General features: G+C 51.4%; 18 protein-coding genes. 4 read left to right on the top strand and 14 right to left on the bottom strand.

Features of this window, described 5'->3' with window-relative positions:
* Nucleotides 1-95 precede the first annotated feature (95 nt).
* Nucleotides 96-1,193, bottom strand: coding sequence for a redoxin domain-containing protein (locus ACFOET_RS09650; RefSeq protein ID WP_379022000.1), 1,098 nt, complete (start codon nucleotides 1,191-1,193; stop codon nucleotides 96-98).
* Nucleotides 1,194-1,212: 19 nt separating this feature from the next.
* Entirely contained in the window at nucleotides 1,213-3,840 is a 2,628-nt protein-coding gene (gene alaS, locus ACFOET_RS09645) for an alanine--tRNA ligase (RefSeq protein ID WP_379021998.1), read from the bottom strand.
* 210 nt (nucleotides 3,841-4,050) lie between these two features.
* Here alaS and ACFOET_RS09640 point away from each other — a divergent pair, with 210 nt between their 5' ends.
* The 4 genes from ACFOET_RS09640 (at nucleotide 4,051) to ACFOET_RS09625 (ending at nucleotide 8,765) form a co-directional block, all read left to right on the top strand.
* A complete protein-coding gene (locus ACFOET_RS09640; RefSeq protein WP_379021996.1) occupies nucleotides 4,051-4,665 on the top strand; it encodes a hypothetical protein in 615 nt (204 codons plus the stop codon).
* A complete protein-coding gene (locus tag ACFOET_RS09635; protein WP_379021994.1) occupies nucleotides 4,662-5,414 on the top strand; it encodes a DUF3307 domain-containing protein in 753 nt (250 codons plus the stop codon). The genes ACFOET_RS09640 and ACFOET_RS09635 overlap by 4 nt, the downstream gene beginning before the upstream one ends.
* 66 nt (nucleotides 5,415-5,480) lie before the next feature.
* Complete coding sequence (locus ACFOET_RS09630) at nucleotides 5,481-6,803, top strand: OmpA family protein (RefSeq protein WP_379022437.1); 1,323 nt, start codon at nucleotides 5,481-5,483, stop codon at nucleotides 6,801-6,803.
* 183 nt (nucleotides 6,804-6,986) lie between these two features.
* Nucleotides 6,987-8,765 (top strand): DEAD/DEAH box helicase, encoded by a 1,779-nt coding sequence (locus ACFOET_RS09625; RefSeq protein ID WP_379021992.1) that lies wholly within the window; start codon nucleotides 6,987-6,989, stop codon nucleotides 8,763-8,765.
* An 88-nt stretch (nucleotides 8,766-8,853) separates the two neighbouring features.
* Here ACFOET_RS09625 and ACFOET_RS09620 read toward each other — a convergent pair whose 3' ends face one another.
* The 12 genes from ACFOET_RS09620 to ACFOET_RS09565 all read right to left on the bottom strand — a co-directional run bounded on the left by ACFOET_RS09620 (nucleotide 8,854) and on the right by ACFOET_RS09565 (nucleotide 26,420).
* Nucleotides 8,854-10,143, bottom strand: a complete 1,290-nt coding sequence (locus tag ACFOET_RS09620; RefSeq protein WP_379021990.1) for a TRAP transporter large permease — start codon at nucleotides 10,141-10,143, stop codon at nucleotides 8,854-8,856.
* Nucleotides 10,140-10,607: a TRAP transporter small permease gene (locus tag ACFOET_RS09615; protein ID WP_379021988.1), complete on the bottom strand. Its 468-nt coding sequence runs from the start codon at nucleotides 10,605-10,607 to the stop codon at nucleotides 10,140-10,142. The genes ACFOET_RS09620 and ACFOET_RS09615 overlap by 4 nt, the downstream gene beginning before the upstream one ends.
* Before the next feature lie 41 nt (nucleotides 10,608-10,648).
* Complete coding sequence (locus tag ACFOET_RS09610) at nucleotides 10,649-11,590, bottom strand: TRAP transporter substrate-binding protein (protein ID WP_379021986.1); 942 nt, start codon at nucleotides 11,588-11,590, stop codon at nucleotides 10,649-10,651.
* Between the two features lie 195 nt (nucleotides 11,591-11,785).
* Nucleotides 11,786-13,192, bottom strand: a complete 1,407-nt coding sequence (uxaC, locus tag ACFOET_RS09605; protein WP_379021984.1) for a glucuronate isomerase — start codon at nucleotides 13,190-13,192, stop codon at nucleotides 11,786-11,788.
* A gap of 11 nt (nucleotides 13,193-13,203) precedes the next feature.
* Nucleotides 13,204-14,712 carry a tagaturonate reductase gene (locus ACFOET_RS09600; RefSeq protein WP_379021982.1) on the bottom strand — a complete coding sequence of 503 codons (1,509 nt, stop codon included), beginning with the start codon at nucleotides 14,710-14,712 and terminating at the stop codon, nucleotides 13,204-13,206.
* Nucleotides 14,709-16,634 carry a glycoside hydrolase family 88 protein gene (locus tag ACFOET_RS09595; protein ID WP_379021980.1) on the bottom strand — a complete coding sequence of 642 codons (1,926 nt, stop codon included), beginning with the start codon at nucleotides 16,632-16,634 and terminating at the stop codon, nucleotides 14,709-14,711. The genes ACFOET_RS09600 and ACFOET_RS09595 overlap by 4 nt, the downstream gene beginning before the upstream one ends.
* 3 nt (nucleotides 16,635-16,637) lie before the next feature.
* Nucleotides 16,638-18,305 (bottom strand): glycoside hydrolase family 28 protein, encoded by a 1,668-nt coding sequence (locus ACFOET_RS09590; protein WP_379021978.1) that lies wholly within the window; start codon nucleotides 18,303-18,305, stop codon nucleotides 16,638-16,640.
* Nucleotides 18,306-18,406: 101 nt separating this feature from the next.
* Nucleotides 18,407-19,123: a rhamnogalacturonan acetylesterase gene (locus ACFOET_RS09585; protein WP_379021976.1), complete on the bottom strand. Its 717-nt coding sequence runs from the start codon at nucleotides 19,121-19,123 to the stop codon at nucleotides 18,407-18,409.
* Nucleotides 19,124-19,175: 52 nt separating this feature from the next.
* Nucleotides 19,176-20,573 (bottom strand): Gfo/Idh/MocA family protein, encoded by a 1,398-nt coding sequence (locus ACFOET_RS09580; protein ID WP_379021974.1) that lies wholly within the window; start codon nucleotides 20,571-20,573, stop codon nucleotides 19,176-19,178.
* 13 nt (nucleotides 20,574-20,586) lie between these two features.
* Nucleotides 20,587-22,272: a RagB/SusD family nutrient uptake outer membrane protein gene (locus ACFOET_RS09575; RefSeq protein WP_379021972.1), complete on the bottom strand. Its 1,686-nt coding sequence runs from the start codon at nucleotides 22,270-22,272 to the stop codon at nucleotides 20,587-20,589.
* A gap of 11 nt (nucleotides 22,273-22,283) precedes the next feature.
* Nucleotides 22,284-25,373, bottom strand: a complete 3,090-nt coding sequence (locus tag ACFOET_RS09570; protein WP_379021970.1) for a SusC/RagA family TonB-linked outer membrane protein — start codon at nucleotides 25,371-25,373, stop codon at nucleotides 22,284-22,286.
* A gap of 45 nt (nucleotides 25,374-25,418) precedes the next feature.
* Complete coding sequence (locus ACFOET_RS09565; protein WP_379021968.1) at nucleotides 25,419-26,420, bottom strand: pectinesterase family protein; 1,002 nt, start codon at nucleotides 26,418-26,420, stop codon at nucleotides 25,419-25,421.
* Nucleotides 26,421-26,472 lie beyond the last annotated feature (52 nt).

The following is a 26,472-nucleotide window of genomic DNA, read 5'->3' as shown; positions in this document are numbered from 1 at the left end:
TATTTTTTGCTAAATTATGTACTTAAAGGCAAATTATGATTAAGTTAATATTAATTAATCATTAAACCACCTAGGCCATTAACACAAAAGAAGCATTAATCAAACGTTTTCTTCAAGAAGGCCCCGAGCTCTGGCCCCCGTAAATTTTTCGCAATGATGATTCCCTGAGGGTCCAGAAGGTAAGAAGTCGGAATTGCTTTGATACGATACAGTCCTACTACCTCGCTCCCCCACTGCTGCAGGTCTGACACCTGGGTCCATTCCAAGTCGTCCTCTTTAATGGCCCGCATCCATGAACCCGGATTGCCATCCAAAGAGACGCCGAGCACCGTGAAGCCCTTATCTTTATAAGCATGGTACTGTTTTACAATATTTGGGTTTTCTTCACGGCAAGGTACGCACCATGAAGCCCAGAAATCAACCAGCGTATATTTCCCACGGAAATCAGACAGCTTGACCCGCTGATTATGAGGAGTGAGTGACTCAAAATCAGGGGCAGGTTGGCCAATAGCCAAGCGTTTCAACCGGGCCATTTCTTCCAGAAATTGTCTTACCCGTGCATTGTCATCCCAGCGCCCGGCAATGCGGTCAGCATAGGCGATCATCTCCGCCTCCGCCAGCTCAGGATCCAACGTATTCATCGCATAGAAGCCCGCCAAGTCGTCATGCTCGTTGGCAAACTGCACCGCTGCCGCTGTATATTGTTTCATACCTTCACGGTATTTTCGTTGAAACTGCTGCCGTAGGTTCAGCAACCCGGCGTTGTCCAATCCGGTTGACTCCTCCGCAAATGATGCTTCCAACTCTGATTGGAATCGCTCCTTCTCGGCAATCGTTGCGGCGAAAGCTTTAATTTTCGCTGAGAGCGGTGACCCAGTGATCTCATAGGCTTCACTCCCCTTGCTGAGGTCAGCAGCAAACGATACGCGATCACCGTTTTGCAGAATCAAATGGTACCTCGTGTCGCCCACTCCCAATGTAAACAACCGCGGATGGGATGCCACACGCTGAATCCTGAACTCACCGCGTTCATTTAGAAAAGCCGAGTCCAGCCTCCGGTCGCCTTCATAAAGCACAACCGTACGGATATTACCCTTATTATGCACCTGCCCATCGAGCGTAAATTCTTCGTTGCTTGTGCAGGCCGCGAAGAAAATCAGCATCCATCCAAAAATTATCGAAAGCTTTTTCATACACTTGTTCTATGGTAAGCTAAAGGGCCACAAATTCCCGGGCCTTAGCCAATGCTTGTTGAATACCACTGACATCCTTTCCCCCCGCCGTAGCGTAAAACGGCTGACCGCCACCACCGCCTTGTATCATTGGAGCGAGCTCCCGGACAATCTTTCCTGCATTGAGTCCACGCTCTTGCACGAGGTTCTCTGAAACTACCACGGTAAGGCTTGGTTTATCATTACTGACACTTGCCAGCACCATAAACAGGTCAGGCACACGCTCCTTCAAGGCAAAAGCCAATGTCTTAACCGCTTCCGTATTGGCCACATCGATCTGCTGTGCCAAAAAGTTGATACCATTAACGGATTCCACTTTTTCGGCCAGCTCATCTTTCAACGCCAATGCGCGCGCCGCGATGGCCCGTTCCAGCTCTTTCCTCAACTGGCTATTTTCTTCTATTACTTTGCCTAATGCTTTTACGAAGTCCTTCGGGTTGTTGAGCAGCACTTTCAGTTCATTGACCATACTGGCTTGCTCATAAATAAACGCTTCTGCTTTGGAGCCCGTAATGGCTTCCAAGCGACGAACGCCCGCGGCAACCGCACTTTCTGAAACAATCTTGAAAAACCCGATGGCACCGGTTGCGCGTACATGGGTGCCGCCGCACAATTCCCTCGAAAAACGGTCGTCGAATGTGATGACTCGAACCGTCTCACCGTACTTCTCTCCGAACAGCGCCGTTACTCCGGATGCTACAGCCTCTTGGAATGGCACATCGCGTTTTTCCTGAAGCGGTATATTTTCACGGATTTTCGCATTTACGATACGTTCGACCTCCTGCAATTCCTCCTCGCTCACTTTGGAAAAGTGCGAAAAATCAAACCGGAGATAATCCGCATTGACGAGCGATCCCTTTTGGTTTACATGATCGCCCAACACCTGTTTCAACGCGGCGTGAAGGAGGTGGGTTGCGGAATGGTTGCCTTCGGTTTCACGGCGCTTCACAGCATCCACCTTAGCGATGAAGGCATCGTCTGGTTTGGCTGGCAGCCGGTCTGTGTAGTGCACAATCAACCCGTTTTCTCTTTTCGTGTCCGTAACCTTTAGCTGTTCATTGGCCGTTGAGACCAGTACTCCGGTGTCCCCCACTTGGCCGCCGCCAGCTGGATAAAAAGGCGTAACCGAGAGTACCAATTGGTACTGCTCTTTTCCTTTTGCAGCAATTTTGCGGTATTTCAGCACTTCGGTATTGCATTCCAGTTGATCATAGCCTACAAATTCTACAGATTCTCCTGCCCGCAGTACCACCCAGTCGCCGGTATCGATGGCTGTAGCAGCCCGCGACCGGTTCTTCTGTTGCTCCAGCGCTTGCTGGAATCCGGGCATATCCACGTTCCACCCTTTTTCCCGCGCCAGCAGTTCGGTCAAATCAATGGGAAAGCCGTACGTATCATATAACTCAAAGGCGAACCCTCCCGCTATTATTCGATCACCCGTTCCGCCCTCCGAAATGTAGTGCGCAAACCGTTGCACGCCGGTTACCAATGTTCTCAAAAATGATTGTTCTTCCTCTAAAATCACTTTCTGAACAAAATCCTGCTGTGTATTCAACTCATCAAATACACCGGCGAATTGATTGGCCAAAAGTGGCACCAATTCATGCAAGAAAGGCTCTTTGAATCCCAGGAAAGTATAGGCATACCGCACCGCACGGCGTAGAATGCGGCGGATAACGTAGCCGGCTTTATTGTTGGATGGCAGCTGGCCGTCAGCAATTGCGAAACTGATCGCGCGGATATGGTCGGCTAATACCCGCATAGCGATATCCGTTTGTTCGTTGGCGCCGTAGGCTATATTAGCGCGTTGTGCTATATATCCTATGAGCGGTTGGAACACGTCTGTGTCGTAATTGGATTTTTTACCCTGGATAACACGTACCAGCCGTTCAAACCCCATACCGGTGTCGACATGCTTGGCAGGCAGCGGTTTCAACGAACCATCTTTTTGGCGGTTGAACTGCATGAACACGAGATTCCAGATTTCGATGACCTGCGGATGATCCGCATTGACCAGTGTGCGCCCGTCAATCTCCTGGCGCTCATTGTCAGCGCGGCAATCTACATGGATTTCGGAACAAGGACCGCAGGGGCCGGTATCGCCCATTTCCCAGAAGTTGTCCTTTTTGTTTCCAAGCAGAATCCGGTCTTCCGGCACCATTTCTTTCCAAAATCCGTAAGCTTCCTCATCCCTGGGCAGTCCATCCGCCGCATCGCCCTCAAATATGGTAACATACAGCCTATCCTTATCCAGCTTATAAACCTCTGTGAGCAGTTCCCAACTCCAGGCAATGGCTTCGCGCTTGAAATAGTCGCCAAAACTCCAGTTGCCCAGCATCTCGAACAGGGTATGATGATAGGTATCTATCCCTACCTCTTCCAGATCGTTGTGTTTACCTGACACGCGCAAGCAGCGCTGCGTATCGGCGACCCTCGGATATGGCGCACGACCCTCACCCAGAAAGATATCCTTGAACTGATTCATTCCAGCATTCGTAAACATCAATGTGGGATCATTCTTGATTACTACCGGTGCCGATGGTACGATCTGGTGACTTTTATCGCTGAAAAAAGTCAAAAAAGCTTCGCGGATTTCCCTGCTTGTCATGAAAGAAAAAATAGTTGTTATTTCCGGCAAACTTAGGCAAAATTGGCTGTTTATGCAATTATCACCAATCCAAGCAAATACACTGGCTAACCGGATAATTTTAAATATCTGCCTATAGACAGATAAATAACAATATCTGCCTAAAAGCAGATTAAATGTTGCGTTTAACGAGTCCGCACCTTATCTTTGCTTTACTAACTACTGGACGAAATGATAGCTGTTATAACCGGCGATGTGGTAAATTCCCGGAAAATTGCTGATCCCGAAATTTGGTTATCCAAATTAAAAACCGCGCTTAACCGCCTCGGTAAAGCGCCAAAGGTATGGGAGATCATCCGGGGAGACAGCTTCCAATTGGAAATCGGCACAGCCAATGAAGCTTTGAGGGAAGCTTTGTATATCAAGGCCACCATAAAAACCATACCTGGCCTGGATGCACGGATGGCTATTGGCATCGGTGCCAAAACTTATGAAGCAACCAAAATCAGTGAAGCAAACGGCGAGGCCTTTGTCTATTCCGGAAGGCTGTTCGATCAACTAAAAAAGAACACACTGGCTGTCAAGTCACCTTGGCAGGACGTCGACAGGGCTGTCAATATATGCTTGGAACTGGCCTCGCTTACCATGGATCGCTGGACACCCAATTCTGCGGAAATGATTGTGCTTTCCTTGGAACATCCAGAAAAAACCCAGTCAGAATTGGCCAGTATGATACAGATCAGCCAGGGCCGTGTGAGCGAGCGGCAGCAACGTGCCGGATATGAAGAAATCATGAAAATGGAAGCATACTTCAGCGACCTGGTGCAACAAAAACTATCGCCATGACACTGTTTTTGAAATTATTGCTCGCACACATCCTCGGCGACTTTTGTTTCCAGCCAGATAACTGGGTAGCAGACAAACGGTTGCACCGATACAAGTCCAGTAGGCTTTATATCCACATCGCGGTCCACGCTGCCGTGCTAGCCGTATTGCTTAGTTTTGATATCGCCTATTGGGCAGGATTCCTTTTGATTTTATCTACGCACTACCTGATTGATCTGGCAAAACTATATGTGGAAAACAGCAAGCATGCCGTACGTTATTTCTTACTCGACCAAGCCCTGCACATCACAGTCCTCATCGGTGTAACCCACCACTACGCCCCTTTTGATGCGGCATTTGCAGTCAGCATTTCTGCATCCCATTGGCTTCTTATCACCGCCTTGGCACTGGCCATCTTCGTTCCCGCGGTGCTGATTAAAATGCTAATCGCCCAATGGCGCCCGCAAACGGAAGAAACGGACCAAGCAAAAAGGGATTCACTTTTCAGAAAAGACGAAGAATCACTTATCCGGGCAGGACGATTTATCGGTATACTGGAGCGGCTATTCGTGTTCATATTCGTCATCATCGATCATTGGGAAGCCGTCGGATTTCTGTTGGCAGCAAAATCCATCTTCCGCTTTGGCGACCTGCGGCAAGGGAAAGACCGAAAGCTGACCGAATATGTGCTCATCGGCACACTGCTTAGTTTCGGTTCCGCGATCCTGATCGGGTTGGGTTATTTACATTTTACAAGCCTCCTAAAGTAGTTTGGCGCGCTAATTGCAGAAGCGCATCACAACAAATAAATCGTATCAGAAAAACAACTACTAATGATGACAATGAACCTGAAGAGGGTCGGACTACTTGCAGGAGCAGGTATTCTCTCTACAATCCAATTGGCTGCTCAGACACCTGAGGTCAATCAAGTTAAACCTTTTGCCCCGGAATCCGAATACCGTACCTGGTCTGTCGGCGTGCATGGCGGTCTATTGAACCAATCAAACCTAATCGGCTTGCGCCGCCGGTTTGACAAGGTAGAAAACAATTTCGGATATGGTGTCTATGTGAAGCGGCAAATCCTTCCCGGATTCGGCGTACAGGCAGAGTATGTCGGCGGAAAAGTAGCCGGATCTTATAAGGATAATAACAACACCTTTGAGACCAAACTGCCTTGGTCTGCAGCACTGTCGGCGCACGTCACCCTGGCTAATATCAACTGGCGGCACCATCAAGGGATTATAAAACCATACCTGAATGCCGGATTAGGTGTGTTAGGCTTTGAACCTTCAACTGAAATAGACGGCAATACCACGACGTATGACAGAACGACCGAGCTTTTCATTCCGGGCGGCTTGGGATTGAAGTTTGGCGTAACTCATGACATCGCGATCGATCTGGGTTATCGGATGAACCTTGTGCAGTCGACCAATTTTGACGGCGTATCCGGTGGCGGATCCAAAGACATCTTCTCTTACGCTCACTTAGGCGTCGAATTCGCCCTGGGCAGCAAAAGTAAGCCGGTCTTAGCCAACAGCAATCCGGTATCAGCCATGCAAAAGGAATACCTGGCACAGTACGATGACTTGGTGGCACACAAAAATGCGATGGAAGCCCAACGTGCAGAAAACGAAAAACTAAGATCACAGGTCGAACGGCTCTATGCTGACCTTGCCGATGACGATGGGGATGGCGTGGCGAACCGCTACGACAAATGTCCGGACACCCCCGAGAACACCAAAGTAGACGGATCAGGATGTCCATTACCCGAACCGAAAGCCCCCGTTGTACAGCAGGTCGTTGTTACCGATGAAGATCGGCGCGTAGTGGATGAAGCTATTCAGAACCTGGAGTTCGACACCGGCAAAGCCACCATCCGGCCCCCTTCTTATCCCAGCCTCAACAAGGTTGCTGCATTACTTATTGAGAAAAACTTTAGCCTCAAGCTGGCCGGCCACACCGACAACACCGGATCGATGCAAACCAATCTGCGGCTTTCCAAAGAGCGTGCGGAAGCGGTAAAAGCGTACCTCGTCAGCAAAGGTGCCAACCCATCGCGTATCGAAGCCACGGGATACGGGCCTACGCAGCCTATCGCTGACAACAAGACAGCAGAAGGCCGGCAAAAGAACCGCCGTGTAGAATTCACGTTGTATTAAGAAGTTAACGAAAAATAATTGAGCGAAAGCCGGTACTGAATGATCAGACCGGCTTTTTTCTTATAAATATCGGCTAACCACTGCCTTCCAACATTTTACTTCTCGCTTCTCTTTCAATTTCAATTTATTATCCGTACCTTTGCACCGCCTTAGGCAATAGTGCCTATTGTATATTAAATATTCATGAACCCATTTATTGAACTGGGGATCCGTCATGATATTGTTAATGCCATCACAGAGTTAGGGTTTGAAACCCCCACTCCTATCCAGGAACAAGCCGTTCCCGTATTACTTGCAGGCAGCAACGATTTTGTCGGATTAGCCCAAACCGGTACCGGCAAAACCGCAGCATTTGGTCTGCCCTTGTTAGAATTATTGGACTTTTCGCAAAAACACCCACAGGCACTGATCCTTTGTCCTACGCGTGAGCTGTGCTTGCAAATTTCCAAAGACATTGAGAAGTACGCAAAAAACCTCCCTGATGTACATGTTGTCGCTGTTTATGGCGGCGCAAACATCAGTGACCAGTTGCGTCAGATCCGCCGTGGCGTGCAAATTGTAGTTGCCACCCCCGGCCGTATGCTCGATATCATTGGCCGCAAAGCCATTGATTTTTCTAATGTGCGTTATGTAGTATTGGATGAAGCCGATGAAATGCTCAATATGGGCTTTCAGGAAGACATCAACAATATTCTGTCCACCACTCCCGAAGAGAAAAAAACCTGGCTGTTTTCAGCCACCATGCCCACTGAAGTCCGCCGGATCGCGAAAAAATACATGACCGATCCGTTCGAGCTCACCATGGGCACCAAAAACACGGGCAATGCCAACATTGAGCACCATTATTATGTAGTCCGCGCCCGCGACAAGTACCCCGCTTTTAAGCGGATCGTGGATTCCAATCCCGAGATTTTCGGAATTGTTTTTTGCCGTACCAAAATCGAGACCCAGGAAATTGCCGAGGCACTGATTAAGGATGGCTATAATGCCGATTCGCTGCATGGCGACCTGTCGCAGCAACAGCGCGACAAGGTGATGAAACGTTACCGCGAGCGCAGCTTGCAGTTGCTTATCGCTACGGACGTAGCCGCGCGCGGTATAGACGTAAACGACGTGACGCATGTCATCAATTACTCGTTGCCCGATGAACTCGAAAATTATACCCACCGTAGCGGCCGTACAGCACGCGCAGGAAAAACCGGTATTTCCATTTCGTTGGTCAACTTGAAAGAATTGGGCAAGATCCGCCAAATCGAAAAGGGCATTGGCAAACCATTTGTGAAAATGGAAGTGCCCAAGGGTGAAGCCGTTGTTGAAAAGCAGCTTTTTGCGCTGATCAACAAAGTACACGATGTAGCTGTAAATGACGACCATATCGATCGCTATCTGCCGCAGATCATGGAGAGCTTTGCTGATCTAAGCAAGGAAGAAATCATTAAACGGTTCACCTCGCTTGAATTCAACCGCTTTCTGGAATATTATCAGAACGCACCCGATCTTAACGTCGATGCCAACGAAGCCCGCGGCGGTGAGCGCAAAGGCAAAGCCGATCGTTTCGGCCGGGATAGCTACAGGTCGGATTACACCCGGCTGTTCATCAATCTCGGTTCGGTGGATGATTTCAGTCGCGGAGATATCCTAGGCTACATTTGTAACGCCACACAGATTAGCGGCAAAGCTATCGGTAAGATCGACCTTAAAGGTGTATATACCTTCTTTGAAGTGGAAAACACCTCGGTAGACAAGGTTTTCAGCGGGTTTCAAAACGTTGATTTCAACGGGCGCACCGTTCGGGTAGAGAATGCCGGTGAAGGCCACGGCGAAGGCCGGGGAGAAAAACGGAGCCGCTCATTCCGACACGGTGGTGAAAGTGGAAACGGGAACCGCCGCAAGCGCGAGCATAACGGAGGAGGGTTTCGCGGTGGCTATTCCGGCAAACGCCGCGAAAAAAGCGGCTGGTAAAAAGCTACCGTCTGCAAATTAATAAAACAAGGCCTCCCGATGAGAAGACATCGGGAGGCCTTGTTTTATATTATTCCACCAGCTTTATTTATTCCACCAATCCCGGCAGCCATACGCTGATTCCGGGAATGTACGTCACCAACAGCAACACGATGATCATGACGACAAAAAATGGAATCAATGGCTTCAGCACTTTTTGTATCGTGGTCCCGGCAATACCTACCCCAACGAACAGCACCGAGCCTACAGGAGGTGTACACAAGCCCACACAAAGGTTCATCACCATGATAATGCCAAAGTGAACCGGGTCGACCCCAAAATCCACTACCACCGGAAGAAAAATCGGCGTAAAGATCAGCACCGCAGGGGTCATATCCATAAACATTCCTACAAACAGCAAGATCAGGTTGATGATGAGGAGGATGACATATTTATTATCGCTTAACCCTAACAGCACACTGCTTATCACTTGCGGGATGTCTTCATAAGACATCACCCAAGACATCGCCATGGATGTGGCGATAAGCAGCATCACCACGGAATTCGTCCGCACCGAACTCAGGAACACGCTGTACAGTTTTTTCATATTCATCTCCCGGTACACGAAGGCGAGTACCAGACTGTACACCACGGCAATACCCGAGGCTTCAGTTGCCGTAAATATTCCGGCTACGATACCACCGATAACCACCACCAACAGAAAGAGGCTGGGAAATGCGTCCATGAACGTCCTTGAAACCTGACTAAAGGTCGATTTTTCTCCCGACGCGTACTTCTTTTTCTTCACCCATATCGCAGCAGCCAGCATCAAGCCCGCGCCCATTAAAATGCCTGGGAGATATCCGGCCATAAACAAGGCCGCGATAGACACTCCTCCACTTGCCAAAGAATATACGATCAGAATATTAGAAGGCGGAATAATCAGTCCGGTTGTAGAGGACGTCACATTCAATGCCGCGCTAAATTCCTTGGAGTATCCTTCCTTTTTCATATGCGGGCCCAAGATACCGCCTATTGCCGAAGTAGCCGCCAAGGCCGAACCCGAAATCGCGCCAAACAACATCGCTGTGATAACATTCACGTAAGAGAGTCCGCCCGGAAGCGAGCCCACCACCGCCTTGGCAAACGCGATGAGCCGTTGTGCTATCCCTCCTTGGTTCATGATTTGCCCTGCCAGCACAAAGAAAGGGATAGCAAGCAATGCAAAACTATCCAACCCGGTGGCCATCCGCTGTGCGACGGTTGTAAATGCCGGAAGCGTATCGATAGTTACCAGCATAGTGGCCACGCTCGATATCCCGATGCTCCAGGCGACCGGTGTGCCTATAGCTAACAACAACACGAATGATATCAGTAAAATAAGTATCTCAGTAATCATATCAACGACTTTTCGGAGTTTCTAATTTCTATCCATTTGTAAAGAAGGATCACAACACCGCTAAACGGGACGACCACGTACACCCAAGACAATGGCAAACGCAGTGCCGCCGAACTCTGCCCCAAGATATGATTGAGATAAACTAACCGGCCACCACCGATAATAAAAACCAACGTGCTAAACAGGATAATCAGCACGTTTACAATTAACTTTAGTTTTCGTTGCGTCTGCTCATCCAGTTTGGACGGTAAAATATCAATGGCCAAGTGGTCGTTTTGTCCTGAACAATACGCAGCCCCCAAAATCCCCACCCAAACCAATAAATACCGGGCTATTTCTTCCGTTACCGAACTTGGAGCATTCAGTATATACCGCGAGAACACCTGCCATACCACCGCGACCACTAGGATACTCAGCAGGAACACGAGGAATACCTCGAGAAACCTATCCAACCTTTTCTTCATTAGCTTTTACAATTGATTTCATTTGCGATTTACGAATCGAATTAGTTTGCCTGTACCGCTTCAATAAGTCTTTTTAGCCGTGCATCCCGTTTGAAAACATCGTACATTCCCGACACTTTTTCCCGGAATGGGTCTTTATCCGGATAAATGACTTCCACCCCGGCTTTCTTGATCTCTTCCAACGCATGGTTTTCAGCTTCTTCCCAAGCCCTCCGTTCATAGGGAATTGACCCCCGTGCCGCTTCGTCCAGCCATTGTCTCTGCTGGTCATCCAAGTCATCCCATATCGATGTGCTGATGAGCAGCACATCCGGAAGCATCGTATGTTCGTCCATAATGAAATACTTACAGACCTCATAGTGGCGAGAAAGATAAAAACTTGGCAGGTTGTTCTCCGCTCCGTCCACAATTCCCTGTTGTAGTGATGTATACAGCTCTCCCCAAGAAATGGGCGTTGGAGATCCACCCAGGTTCCGTACCATGTCCATGGCGGTCTGGCTTTCCATAACGCGCAGTTTCAGTCCTTCCAGATCTTCTGGTTTATTTACAGGCTTCTTGGTGTAAAAGCTTCGACTCCCGGCATCGTAGAAAGCCATCCCCTTTAGCCGTACCCCGATACTCGCATCCAGCAACTCTTTCCCTATTTCCCCATCAAGTACGTTGTGCGCGTGCTCTTTGTCTCGGAAAAGAAAAGGCAAACCGAACAATTTGTAATCCGGAACAAAATTTTCTAATACCCCAACGGACACTTTGGTCATTCCCAGGCTCCCAATTTGAAGCAACTCCAAGCACTCCCGTTCGGTTCCAAGCTGTTGGCTTGGATATATCTTCAACTGCATGCGTCCACCCGATTTCTCGGCAAGCAGCTCACCCATATAAGTCATCGCTTCATGAACCGGATGTGAAATATCCAGCCCGTGCCCCAGCTTGATGACTTTTGTTTTATTCGTCTCGTGGCAGGATAACAGTGCGCTAGATATCAAAACACCAATGATATAGGCAAAAGTCCTCCCGTGTATATGTGTACGCAACGACACCATAAATTCTTGTATCAAATGTCCCTAGATTTATGCAGGCGTAAGCCTTTATGCTGCTCAAATATAGAAAGATAAATCAACTACGCTTCCACCGAATACGCGGAATTTTCACGAAATCGTTTTCGTGTAGGAGAAAAAAGCCTATTTATTCCAGCCGAAATACCGATTAGCATTGTTGTAGCAAATATCCTGAATCACCTGCCCGATCCACTCAATATCATCCGGCAATTCGCCGCTTTCGATCTCCGTGCCAAACAGGTCACACAGCAGGCGCCGGAAATATTCATGCCGCGGAAACGATAAAAAACTACGGGAATCGGTCAGCATTCCCACAAAACGGCTTAGCAACCCCATGTTGGACAAGGCGTTGATTTGTTTGGTCATCCCGTCTTTCTGATCGAGAAACCACCATGCCGATCCAAACTGCAATTTACCCGTCACAGACCCATCATTGAAATTTCCGATCATGGTCGCCATCAACTCGTTATCGGCCGGATTGAGATTATATACGATGGTTTTGGCCAATTGATTATCCTTGTCGAGCCGGTCGAGAAACTTGGATAGCGCCCGACCATGGCTGAAATCCCCAATGGAATCCCATCCAGTATCCGGGCCGAGCCTGCGCATCATGCGCGAATTGTTGTTGCGCAGTGCCCCCAGGTGAAATTGCTGTACCCATCCCTTTTCCGCATCCCATTGGGCAAACACCACCAGCATAGCTGACTTGAACTTCCTGACTTCCGGCACCGACAGTGCTTCACCTGCCAAGGCTTTCCCGAAGATGCGTTCCACCTCGTCCGTCGTATAGTCTTCAGCGTATATTTCTTCCAGACCATGGTCTGACACCACGCAACCCCTGGACGCAAAAAAGTCGTGGCGTGATTTGAGGGCACTCAGGTAATCATCGAACGAACCGATGGGTCTGCCGACCGTTTGCCCCAGTATTTTCACATATTCACCGAACTTCTCCAGGTTACCAAGCTCCATAGCCGCGTCCGGCCTGAAGGCCGGGTAAACAGGTATTTCATAGCCTTCCTCGCTCAACCGCTGGTGGTTTCCGAGTGTATCCAACGGATCATCCGTGGTACATATTATGTTGACGTTCATTTTACCAAGCAGCCCACGCACCCGGTACTCCGGCGATTGCAATTTCTCCCGTGTGTCGTCAAAAATTCGGTCGGCCGTCTCCCCATTCAGCAATTCCGTGATGCCAAAATAGCGCCGAAGCTCCAGGTGAGTCCAATGATATAGCGGATTCCTTAACGTATAAGGCACTGTTTCCGCCCATTTGCGGAATTTCTCACGATCGGGCCGGTCACCGGTGATATAGCTTTCATCCACACCGTTGGTCCGCATGGCCCGCCATTTGTAATGGTCACCGTTAAGCCACACCTGCGTGATGTTTTCAAACTGCGTGTTCGCTGCAATCTGTGCTGGCGGGAGGTGACAGTGATAGTCGATGATCGGCATACCGGCTGCGTAGTCGTGATACAGCCGCTGTGCTGTTTTCGTATTTAACAGGAAGTGCTCATCCAGAAATTTCTTCATATCATAGCTTTTTATTGCCCCTCGGGTAGGGTTTCAACTTGTTGTTTTAAGTTAATTCGGTCTGTTGCAAGCAATTTGCCGACATACTGTTTTACCAGATCGGCAAACCCTGCCAGACGGCTTAGGTCGTCATGCCACAGGGACTGGTCGGCCAGCACCTGATCCACGAGCGCATGGTGCCCCATTCGTTGCCAGGCCGCTGCAAAATAGGGAGCATATTCATCCTGGATGGTGTACCGCACATCGCCGATCTGTCCGATGTACTGCCCGTCCGATTCCTGTTCGCCCTTCATGAATCGCAGGTACGCAGCAAAACCCAACGCCATGCATTTCGGCGGCATTTGCCGCTGCTGTACATACTGCCGGATCAGCGCCACGTTTCGCATCCGCATTTTAGACGTGAAGTTCATGCTGATACTCAGCCAACGATGGTCGAGAAAGGGGTTGCTGAACCGGTCTATCACAGAATCGGCAAATACAAGTGCTTCGTCATGTTCAATTGCACCGCCCGTAATTGCCGGAACAATCTCCTCCTGCATCAGCTGGCGCACATACCGTGCAAATTCCAGATCCTGCATAGCCGCTTTGACAGTGGTAAAGCCACATGCGATGGCAAGTCCGCACGTAAAGGTATGTGTGCCGTTGAGCAAACGAAGTTTCAGTTCCTTAAACTTATGGATATCCGGCGCAATCACAATGCCCTCATCGGCACCGGCAAACGACAGCCGGTCACGCACGCGGGCGCTGTCGGCCTCCACGGCCCACAGCCGGAATGGTTCGGCCATGATGGCCAACTCGTCGCGGTAGCCCAACCGTGCCTCCTGCGCCGCGACCTCCGCCGGGGGCAGCGCGCCCGGCACGATGCGATCAACCAGCGTATTGCAAAAGTCATTGGCCTCTTCCAGCCAAGCGATAAAAGCATCCCCTAATCCGTGCTTATGGGCCAGTTCCAAGACCACCGACTTCAGTTGGTCGCCGTTGTCGCTGATCAATTCAGTTGGCAATATCACCCACCCCTTGCCGGTATCGCCGTTGAAGTGCAAGAAACGCTGGTACAGCAGCGCTGTAAGCTTTCCCGGAAATGACGCCGGCGGAGCAGCCGTCAGGTCGTCATCCTCATCCAGCACAATACCCACTTCCGTGGTGTTGGAAATCACGATGGCCAGCTCCGGATTATGCGCTACGCGGGCAATTTCTTCCCACTCGGTCGCTGCATGCAACACCCGGCTGATGGCCGATACGAGCATGGTTTCAAGCACTTCCTTGCCATGCTGCAAGCCCTTGATGTACAGCGTATACAACCCGTCTTGCCGGGCAAACGCATCGGCACTGCCTTGCCCCGTGGATTTTACCACCACGATCCGGCCATTGAAAAGTCCCTGCCGGTTTGCCTTTTCAATAAAATAATCCGGCAGCCCACGCAGCAGCACGCCCGTTCCGAACTGCAGCACCCGCTCAGGCAAGTCCGCCGCCATGTTGCCGCTCAAGCCGTTTAATATAGCTTTACTCAACGTTTTCATTGCACCCTTATCGTTTTTGCATTTTTCAGCAACCATTGCACCCACGCATCAGCCGCTTCATAGTTTTCAAAATCCGGCGTCAATTTTCGTCCATCGATATACTCATTATAAATCCAGGGGTCCCCCAGGGCAAATACCATTCCCTTCCCGTACTGGGCAGTGGCCATCAGGCACTTGCCTCCATGCTGCACGAGCGGCTTAGCGGGGGCGTTCAGTTCCAGTGTGCTCACTTCCTTCAGGAAGAGTTTATAGGGCTTTTTGAACACACGGTTTCCCTTTTCCAACTGCACGGTGCCCTGTTCGAAGTTGTCGTTCTTCACCAGCAGTTCGTTATCCTCGTTGAAGCGGATGCCAAACCGCCCCGCCAGTTGGTTAAAATGTTCAAACTCCGCATTGCCCGCGTCGTTGCCCAGCAGCACCAGCACGCCGCCCTGCCGCACCCACGCTGCTATGGCATCGATTTCCGGCTGTTCCAGCTTATTCGGCGAAGCCGTTTCCTTTTCGGTATCCGGGTCTACGATAATGTAGACATCCGCCTGGCCCAGCGTTGCGGTGCCGGGCCTCGTGGGCAGCGACACCAGGGTAGCCCCGTACCGGTTGAACAGGTGCCCGAGAAACGAATATCCACCGTTCGACTGGTCCTCCCACGTATAGTGGTACCGCACCTTCCTACCCGTAGCGTCCGTTCGGTATTCATTGTTGTAATAATAGTCAAGCATCACCGTTTTGCCCCGCGCCTGCTTCCGTGTGGGCACCATCTCCATTTCCGCCGCACATTTGATAAAGGCCCCGATGCCTTTTGGATCGTTCTGGATAACGGGTTCGCTCATGTAATATTCAAAGCTACCGTCGCGGTAGCGCCCCGTGCCTCCGAGCCCCGAAACCATCACCGTGCCCTCTAAGTTGATGCCGCCGTCTTCACGGTTGGAGACAAACGTTTTCAGGATGCCGCGGTAGCCTTTCTGTGCGGACTTGATGTAGCGATCCGGCAGGTAGCCCAGGCGCACCCCTTTGGCCAGCGTATACACCAGCATGCAAGATGCCGATGCCTCCAGGTAGTTTTCGGGCCGGTGCGCCATATCCACCACGTCATACCAGACGCCGGTCCGGTGATCCTGAAACGCCACCACCGCGTCGGCGAAACGCTGGAGGATACCCGCCAGCGAATCGATGCCGGGGTGCCCTTCCGGGAAATGTTCTATGGCATCCACCAGCGCCATGCCGAACCAGCCGAGCGAGCGGCCCCAGAAGTTTGGCGAGCGGCCGGTCACCTTATCCGCCCACGCCTGTTCGCGGCTTTCGTCCCAGCCGTGGTACAGCAGGCCGGTCTGGACATCGCGGCTGTGCCGCTCCATCAGCACAAACTGATTGGTAATGTCGTCAAACGCCTCTGGCTCTCCGAACAGTTTGGCGTATGCTGCATAAAACGGCTGGCCCATATACAACCCATCCAACCACATCTGGTGCGGATAAATCTTTTTGTGCCAGAAGCCGCCTTCCGAAGTCCGTGGATGGGTATTCAGCTGATCCCGCAACAAGGCGGCCGCTTTGTAATATTTTTCTTTGCCCGTTACCTGGTACAGCAGCAGCAGCAGCTTGCCGTTGTTGATGAAATCGATGTTATAATCTTCCCGTTTGTACGCCTTGATGGAACCATCGTCCTGCACGTAATAATCCATTTGTTTCTGGATGTAGGCAAACCACCGGGCATCTCCTGAAGCCCGCCATACCGCTTCCACGCCCTTCAGGATGACACCGAGATCATAGCTCCATTTTACCGGCGTACCCGGTTTTCCCAAGCTGAACGAATCGGGCCACAGTTTCGTGGCGGTCTCGGCCATCTGCTCACTGTATCGTTGCGGCTGCGCGTGGCCCAAGCCCATTAAAGCCAGCGTCAAACTACATAATAAAATATACTTCATTAGTTAATTGATTTTAACATCGTTTTCATTCGCACCATAATCCACTTTCAGCGGATTACCGGCAACGGCCGTATCGGTATTCCGCACCACCACGCCCGTTGTCCGTTCACCTTGGGCATGGAGTAAGGTGGCGGCATGGCCACCATAAGACAGCCCGTCAATCACAACGTCTTTACCGTTAAGCACGTAGATCAGCGGTTCGGTGTCCGTCGCCTTGATGATCGATTGTGAGATGGTGATATCGGCTCCCTCCTGGATGTCGATGCCCTCCGTCGTTGCCATCTGCAGTCCGGAGAAATGAATCCCCCGGATGGGCATTTCGGGCAATCCACGGACAAAAATGGCCTTTTTCGCGCCATTGCAGTGAATATTGCTGATGTGGAAATTCCGGAATTGAGGCGTTTCTTCAGACACGGGCAGCTTTTCCGCCTGCGGTGGCTGGCGTTCCTCCCCTGCCGCCGGCACCGGAACTTTCGCCTCATAATACATATCGAAGAGGATCGCCTCACCAGGGATATCTTTCATAAAGATATTATTGATGTACACATCCTCCACCACCCCTCCACGGCCGCGGGTCGTCTTGAAGCGCAGACCGATATCCGTGCCGATGAACGTCAGGTCAGACACGTACAGGTTACGTGCTCCCCCGCTCATCTCACTGCCCACCACGAAGCCACCGTGAGCATGATAGACCGTGCAATTGCGCACCCACAGGTTTTCGGTAGGCATGCCCAGCTCCCGTCCATACGCATTCCTGCCACTCTTGATGCATATGGCATCATCTCCCACGTCGAAGGAACTTCCCTCCACCAGCACATTTACACACGACTCGATGTCCAGTCCATCGCCATTCTGCGAATACCAAGGGTTTCTTACGGTGATGTTGCGAATGATGATGTCCCTGCTCATCAGTGGATGGATGTTCCATGCCCCCGAATTCTGGAAAGTCACTCCCTCCAGCAAAATCCGCTCACACCGTTCCAGCACCACCAGGTTGGGCCGCAGGAAATCCGCTATCTCTTCAAAAAACGTCTGGGTTTTGTCTGGTGTAATCAATCCGGCATCCCGATACTGCCGTCCCTTCAGTGCACTTTCAGAAGGATACCACTCTTTGCCGTCGGGCGTGAGCACACCACCGGAAGCCACCAGCGTTTTCCATTGGGCTTCCGTCATCTTTCCTTTTTTCACGTAGCGCCAGGCATCGCCATTCCCGTCAATCACACCTTCGCCCGTGATGGCGATATCCTGCTGGCCTTCGGCACGGATAGGCGAATGCCGGCGCACCTGCGGCAGCCCTTCCCACCATGTCTCCACCAGCGGGTAGTCCTCAAAATTGCGCGAAAACTGCAGGATGGCGTTGCGCACCAGGTGCAGGTTTACCTTACTCTTGAGCGACAGTGGTCCAGACGTCCAGACACCGCGGGGAATCCGAACCACGCCTCCCCCCTCTTTGTGGCAGGCGTCTATCGCCGCTTGTATCGCTTCCGTACTCGTCACACCCGGTAAGTCAGACGCGCCGAAGTCGCGTATATCAAAGGTATCCGCTTTAAATACCGGTAACCGGATATCCGGTTCCGGCCACACCACTTGTGCACCGGCATAGGCCATGCCACCTAACCACCACACCGCAGCCACGGCAAATTTTCGTATCCATCGTCCCAGTCGTTGCATAATTGCAATTTTATCGTTATCCAATCAGCATCAAAAACATTTCGTCCCCTTTATTTGCGCAATCGTTTCCGGCAACGATTGCGCAGCACACATTCACCATATTACTCGTTAAATGACGCCGCCAGCTCCGGCAATTGCTGCTTCATTTCGGCAACGGCCAAGTCACAGACTTTGAACGCGCCGGTGCCGGAAAGGTGCGTATCGTCCGCGGCGCCATCAGGCAATGCGTCATACTGTCCGCGCATCAGATGCAGAAACAGTATTTTAGAGCGCTCCGGGCCCCACGCCAGCAGTAGTTCGCGCGTCCGCGCATGCATATCCAGCAATGTCACCCCCGTTTCGTGGGACACGCGGCGCACGGCGTCCGGATAGTCGCCGTGCGTTTCTTCGAGGTATCCCCGGCTGTCAAACTTGCGGCGTACGATGGGCGTTGCCAACACGGGAATCCCGCCGCGCTCGCGTGTTTCGCCGATGTACTGCTTCAATTGGCGGGGAAATTCCACTTCAGGATCGGCATAACGTTCGGGGCTATTCACTTTTTGGTCGTTATGCCCGAATTCAATAATTACATAGTCCCCCGCTTTAATCCGTTGCCTTACCTTGTCCCAATGGCCTTCCTCGCGATAACTTTTCGTACTCCGCCCGTTCAGGGCGTGGTTTTCCACCCGTACCCGTTCATTGAAATAGAGCGGTAGCACCTGACCCCATCCCTTTTCCGGGTTGCTCTTTTCATAGGGCTTATTCGCCACGGTTGAATCGCCGATCAGGAACACCGTTACCCGTGGTTCGCTGTCCCATACAAAAGCGGCTACAAACATAAGGCAAGGGATAATTGCCCATTTTATCGGTCGTGACCTCATTTCAAGCTATTCAAACTACACGCTTAGGCATGGGCTTCAGATCGGTCAACGATGCGATCTTCACCGGTGCTTTCTGCTCAATACTTCTTCTTGCAGCTATCCCCACGAGGATAGACATGGCCCCATCGCGCACGCCCGCCGTGTGGCTGTACGGGTCCGGTGCACCCTTGTCTTTGAACAGCCTGTCGTGCAGCCGCCTATCGCCGCCACCATGCCCGCCACGCTCGCTGGCCACTTGGATTGTCGTGTAGTCCGACCAGTTTTTATACAGAATCAGGGGTTCGTGAATCACGTCATCCGGGGTCTGGTCCATTTCCGCCGCATGCAGACTTTCCTGATCCAGCTGATCATTCTTCATCCATGGGATATCCAGCCACGCCTCTATCCGGCCCTTATGCCCATTGAACGCAATTCGCCAGCCTTCGAAAGGCGAGTAGGTGGTCAGGGAATAGTTGGCGACCACATTGTTCGCATACTTGATCTGGGCTGACATCTTATCATAAATGTCAATCTCGTGGCGGTATACGCAGCCGTCGCGGATGTACCCGTCGTGTTCCTCATTCGAAACATACAGGTTCATGCTATGGCGATCTTTGGTAATGTCCCAATAATATGCACACTCCTGCTTATGCGGACAGCTCCGGCAGCTTTTGCCCCGGAAGGGACCATTACTTCCATAATGCTCAAGCGCTCCGTATGCAAATACCTCTTCGGGGTCGGAGTCCAGCCACCAGTTCAGCAAATCGAAATGGTGGGTAGCTTTATGCACCCACAACGAACCGCCGCTGTCCATCAGTCCGTGCCAGCGCCTGAAATACGAGGCACCGTGATGCACATTCAGGTACCAATTGAAATCCACCGACGTGATGTCTCCGATTTCACCGTTTTGCAGCAGCTCCTTGATCTTCGTCATATACGGGCTCCACCGGTAGTTGAATCCCACTATCAGGTTCTTACCATATTTGCGTTCGGCATCCAAAATTGCCTGGGTCTTTACCTCATCGGTAGTCATTGGCTTTTCGGTCAGTACGTCACAGCCGGCGGCCAGGCCTTTGATAATGAATTCGTCGTGAGTTGAATCTTTGGTACACACGATAATCAGATCCGGCTTCACGTTCCGCACCATCTCATCGAAATCCACAAATGTGGGGCAGTTTACCCCCATATATGTTTTGGCGTAAGCAAGCCTGCCGGGGTTAATGTCGCTGAGCGCGACAAACTCGAGCAAATCCGGATATTGATCCACCAACCGTTTGCCCCAGAACGAAATGCCCCGCACACCGGTGCCCACCAGCGTAACGCGCAGTTTGCGCTCCATTCCGAATGTTTTCAGCGGCACCTGCGCCGCTGCTCCCGCCGCCAGCATGCTCAACGCATGCAAAAAGTCTCTTCTTGAAAAAGCTGTCATATATAGTTGTTGTTTAGTTCTGGTACCCAGGGTTCTGCGTGATATCAGCCTCATTGATGTCAATGGCAGTCTGTGGAATAGGCCGGTAAATTTTGTCCTGTCCGTCCACTCCACGAAACGCATTGTCAACACCGACCCGTTTGATATCATAATTATAAGCTCCGCAAAATTCCTTCAATTTCCCCGTCCGCCGCAGCTCAGGCCACCGAAGGTACTCGCCTGCAAACTCTTTGGCACTTTCTATGAGGTAGCTATCCAAGGCCTCGCTCTGCCCCGAGGCAGAGGCAATTGACCGACCCGGCAGCAATGTTCCGCCGTCCTTCGCGTTACCAGGCCGATTGAGCACCGCCTGCACGTATTGCGCCGCCGTAGCGAAATCATTCAGCCCGATACACGCCTCGGCATACAGAAAGTAAGTTTCCGCGGTGCGGGCCAGCACAATATCCCTCACACTGGCCTGCGTGTTAAACACATGGCGTGTTGAAGGACTATCGAATTTCTTAATGACCGGCGAATTCATATCTATCTGATAGGCGGCCCGGTATGCTTCTTCATTATACCTGAAGGGATAATGCCTGAAATTGCCGGCGATTCGGTGTTCCCGTCCCGCCACCCAGGCCAACGAATCGGCAGTGGTGTATTCGCGCCCCCAAACCCTGGGGTAGTATGCACGAATCAATAGTTCATCTTTGTCTTTGTTACTGTCGTAGTAATCAAAGTACTGGTCGTAAATCGTCAGCATAAAGGTTGCCTCATAGCGGGCATCGTTTTCACCGAAAAAGGTATGCAAACTCCACGAAGGCATGAACGCTGAGTTCATGTATTTGTGGTTTAATTCAGGACCGCCAAGGTATGGGCCAAAGAGTGATTGCTGGTCGTTGCCATTCGTTGGGCTGGCTATGGACTCGCTGTCATATTGCACGGCAAAGATGACTTCGGCATTATTTTCATTCGTAGGGCTCCACAGTTCGTCGAAGGGAATGGAAATCGTGTAACCCGCTATAGCCGCGTCGGCATATGCTTTGGCACGCTCAAAATCTGCGGCCTGCCCCAGGTCCCAGCCCCGGGTGAGGTATGCTTTGGCCAGGTAGTGGTTTGCGGCCGTCTTGCTCGCCCGTGTGCGGTCGTCCGGCAAGTCGGGCAGTGCAGCTTCCAGCTCGCCGATCACAAATTGGTAGGTGTCGGCCAGCGAGGCTCTCGGCAGGTTCATGCGCGGGCCTACCAGGGTCGGTTCATCGTTGATGATGATGGCCCCAAATTGCTCGAGCAACAAAAAGTGGTAGAACGCCCGCAAGAAGCGAAGTTCTGCCCTCCATTTGGCCCTATTGGCTTCATCCGTTTCGACCAACGCATTGTAATGCAGCCCGATATTGGTGATTTGTATGGCGTTATAGCAATTCCGGTAAAAGGTCAACACATCGCCATTATCCGCAAAAAGTTGTGTATATTCCATCAGCGCCCGGTTTTCGAATCCCCGGTTCATCTGATACATGTCGGTACCCGCCAACAGCAGCCACGGTGTGGTCCTGAATGTCGTCCGCAACGAACTGTAAGAAGCGGTCACGAGGGTTTCGTACCCCGTCGCCGTGCGATAGAATTCCTCGTTCGTTATTCCACCCAAGTTATCCTCTTCAAGGAATTTCGTGCATCCCGTGGCGACCAACAAACACAGGATAACCAAACTGAACTTATTCATCATTTCTGTCCAAATTAAAACCTAACATTTACACCCAACTGGTATGTGATATTGCTTGGGCCGTTTCCACTGGCCAGCGCTGTAGTGGCATACTCCGGGTCCCACCCTTCATAGTTCGTAAAGACAAAGGGATTGAGCACGTTTGCATAAATCCGAAATTGTGACATGCCCCATTTGGAAATCACGTTTTGGCGCAATGAGTACCCCATAATGATGTTGCGCAGCTTTACGAAAGACGCATCGGTATACCTTCCGTTGCCGCCATAATACGGCCCCTTATTCTGCGGATGGGGAAACTGTGCATCTTCGTTGCCAGCACCGCTGTCTCCCCATATCGCTTGGGGGCGCCCATCTGCATGCGTACCCCAGTTGTTCCAATCGTAGCGCGGAACATCCGGTGGTATGTAATAATCATAACGAATCTTAGGCCGGCCCCGCTGCACGTTATCGGGCCCAAATTCTTCCAGGAAACGATCGCTGACAAACACGCCCTGCCGCATATAGAGGTTAAACGAAAGATCCCAGTTACGGTAACGGAGGTTAGACGTGAAACTGCCAAGCCAGGTCGGGTCCGGTGAACCCAGTATCACCCGGTCTGCGGGTGTAATCACGCCATTGCCGTCTGTATCACCGGCTATCGCCTGCCCCGGCTGTTGCCCCCAGGCCGCAGCTTCCGCCAATTGGTCCATCCGCCAGAGCCCAACGATCCGGTAATCGTAGATGACATTGATTGGCTGGCCGATAAATCGGGCTTCGCCCACCACATCTTCCGCCTTGCCATACAAGGTACGGATGGCATTTTTATTCCGCGAAAACATCAACGATGTTGTCCATTCCCAGTCGGCGGTACGTAGGTTGGTGGCGTTGAGCGCCACCTCCACACCCCGGTTGTTTACCGAGCCGATGTTGTCAATCATCCATGGCACACCAGACTCAACCGTCAGCGTCCGCTGCATCAGCAGCCCGTCAGACAACTTATCATACCAATCTACGCTCCCACTCAACCGGTTATTGAACAATCCAAAATCCAATCCGACATTGATCTCACGTGTCTTTTCCCAGGTTACTGACTGGTTTACGGGCCTTCCCGGTGCAAAACCTGTTACCGCCCCACTTCCATAGTCATACCATACCAAGGCATCGGTTTCAGGTGTCTGTTGAGAGCCGAACGCGCTGATACCATTGTTATTGCCTGAGTATCCGAAACTAAACCGCGCTTTCAAATCGCTCAGAAAGTTGGCTGGCTGCATAAAATTCTCTTCTGAGATGCGCCACGCCAGGGCGGCCGAGGGAAACGCTTCCCATTTATCCCGCAATTTAGAACTGCCGTCGTAGCGGACCGTAGCCGTAAGCAGGTACCTGCCTTTCAGGTCATAGTTAGCCCTCGCGGCATACGACAGTAAAGCCGTTTCACTATAGGCTGTGTTTGAACTTCCGGGCACGAAGGTACCGCTAAAAAGGTTGTACCACCATGAGGGGTAGGGCAAGTCGTTCGCGGCCGCCTGTATTCGTTCAAAACGCGTCTTGTATGCACTCTGAATGAGCGATACATTCAGGCGGTGGTCATTGTTGAACTGCTTGTCATAGTTAATGACGTTGTCCCATGTCCATTCGAAAGCCTCTGTATTAGCTTGGTAAGCATAGTCCTGGTTGCGCTGGCCCAGCACCACCCCGTAGTACCGTCCGTCCCTCGTCCGGTTAAATCGCGGCAGGAAGGTACTCCTGATCGAGAGGTTCTCCATGGGCCGCAACTCCGCAAAAATGCTTCCCAGAAAATCATATTGCCGCACCTCCCGCGTGCCGCTGTTGATTTCGTTGAGCGGGTTAGGCGAGCTGGTAAAGTTGCCGGTCCCCTGGATGGACGCCGCGATGCCGGGTTGGTCTATCAGGTTCCCCTGGTCATCGTATGCATATAAGATGGGTGGCATCCGCAGGATATCACGGTAGCCGGTTTCACTTCCATAATTGTTTACCCCATGCACCAGGTTCACGCTGGCACCGGCCGAAAAATAGTCGGAGGTCCTGTGCTCCACGGCAAGCTTCAATGTGTAGCGGTTAAGGTCTTCCCGCACGAAATTACCCTCTTCATTCTGGTATCCCATCCCAAGGTTGTAGTTCATCTTTTCCGCCCCTCCCGCAATGCCGATGTAATGGTTTTGCTGCTGTCCGGACCGCGTCCCCAACCCTAGCCAATCCTCATATTGTTCATTGTACAGCCTGCTTTCCAGCAACGGGCTATTTTGCAGAATCGCTTGCGGTGTTGACAGCACATAGCGTCCATCTTCAAATGTATAATAAGCGGAGGTCCGGAAATCCACCCATTCCCTGCCATCCATGAAATCAGGAATCCTCGCCAGCTGCCGGATACCGTAATAACCATCGTAGGTGACCGTTGTCCGCTCGGTGCCCGGTGTCCCAGCATTTTTTGTCCTTACGATAACAACACCGTTTGAGCCTCTCGAGCCATAAATCGCAGTAGACGATGCGTCTTTCAAAATATCGATCTGTTCGATATCCGCCGGGTTCAGGAAATCAATGTTCGATGTCACTACCCCATCCACCACGTACAGCGGACTACCGGCTTGCAGGGAGTTCTGCCCGCGGATTTGTATGCTGAAGCTTCCACCGGGACGTACCGAGGTGCTGCTGATATCCACGCCGGCTACCGCTCCCTGAAGCGCCCCCATAACCGATGTGGTACCCCGCGCCACCAACGCGTCGGCACTCACGGTTCCTACAGATCCCGTCAGGTCTCCTTTCCGCACCGTTCCATATCCTACCGCCACCACTTCGTCCAGCATCGCTGCTTCATCTTCCTCCATCACGACGATCAACTGCTGTTGCTGCCCGACAGTCACCTGTTGTTCTTTGAATCCAATGAGGCGGAGTAGGATGCGTACCTCTCCCGTTGCGGGTATCGCTAAGCTGAACGTTCCATCCTCGCCGGCGCTCGTACCCTGCGTGGTCCCCACGATAGCGACACTCACCCCGGATAGCGGCATGCCCCTGCTATCCGTTACCCGCCCACTAATTTGCCTGGTTTGGGCACACACATTGGCTGTCGTGAAAACTACCAGCAAAATCATTAACACTAATTTAACCATAATCTGTTTACTATAAGTTAATCAATAATCGATGAAATTCGCTCATCAATCGGTCCGATGCCCGTCACCGCTTTCAGGATTCCATCCGTTCAGTATCCGTTCTTTGGTATAATACTCAGCTTGTGCGGCGGTCAGCCCATCCGCCCAGGATACACGCTTTTCCCAGTGCACCCCTTCACCTCGGTTGTTGTACTCGGCATAGCTGACCGTCCGCTCATTGCTCTCCTTCTCCCAGTTATGCCAGCCTTCCGGCCGGATCTGCTCACCCATGTGGCAGTTTATGAAAACCGTTTTTGCATACGGGCGCCAAGGGCGTCCGAGGTAGGTAGACTGCGGAGAGGCTTCGCCGCCGATGATGCAGTTTTGGAATACAAAACCGTATTGAACGGTATCTGGCGTAGAAGCCGCGGTAATGTACGAGCCTCCAAGTTTGCAATGGATCTCACACGATTGAAACAGCGCGGTTGCCGCGCCGAAAATAAAATCGGTTGTCCCTTCTATGTAACAGTCCTTGTAGTATTGCCTGCTCCCCGCTAACTGCGGATATAGCGTATCCTGGTGTCCCAAAAAGCGGCACCTGTTAAAAAACACCCGGTCAGCACTCACGCGGACGGCTACCGCCTGGCCTACCGGGCCGGCGCTGTTTTCAAACGTGACGTTTTCGGCATAAAAGCCATCGCCGAAAACGAAAAATGAAGAAGAACCAGATGTGCCGATCGCTTCACCGAACCGGTTTTTTTTGCTGGAATAATCATCGTAGGTTAGTATTGTTACGTCCGCATCTTCACCGATCAACGACACGTTGGTTTTCGAGGCGGGCAGCACCAGCTTTTCCTTGTACACCCCCGGCTTGATGCGGATAACGGTCCGCGCACTGCGCATATCCGGAACCGCCATGATTGCTTCCTGTATGGTGCTGTAATCGCCGGAGCCGTCCTGCGCCACCACCAATTCGGCCGAAAGTACGCTGGCATGCAACCATAAGGGAACAAACAAAAAACAGTAATAGAGACACTTCCAATAAGACATCGCAACGTATAGATTCATTTAATTGGTGTACGCACCGCTCATACGGTGGGCTTACTCATTTGCAATTATA

It is taken from the genome of Parapedobacter deserti (genome assembly GCF_042646065.1).
GTDB classification, from domain to species: Bacteria; Bacteroidota; Bacteroidia; order Sphingobacteriales; family Sphingobacteriaceae; genus Parapedobacter; species Parapedobacter deserti.
The sequence above is the reverse complement of the archived record's forward strand: the minus strand, read 5'-3'. Positions and strand labels throughout refer to the sequence as shown.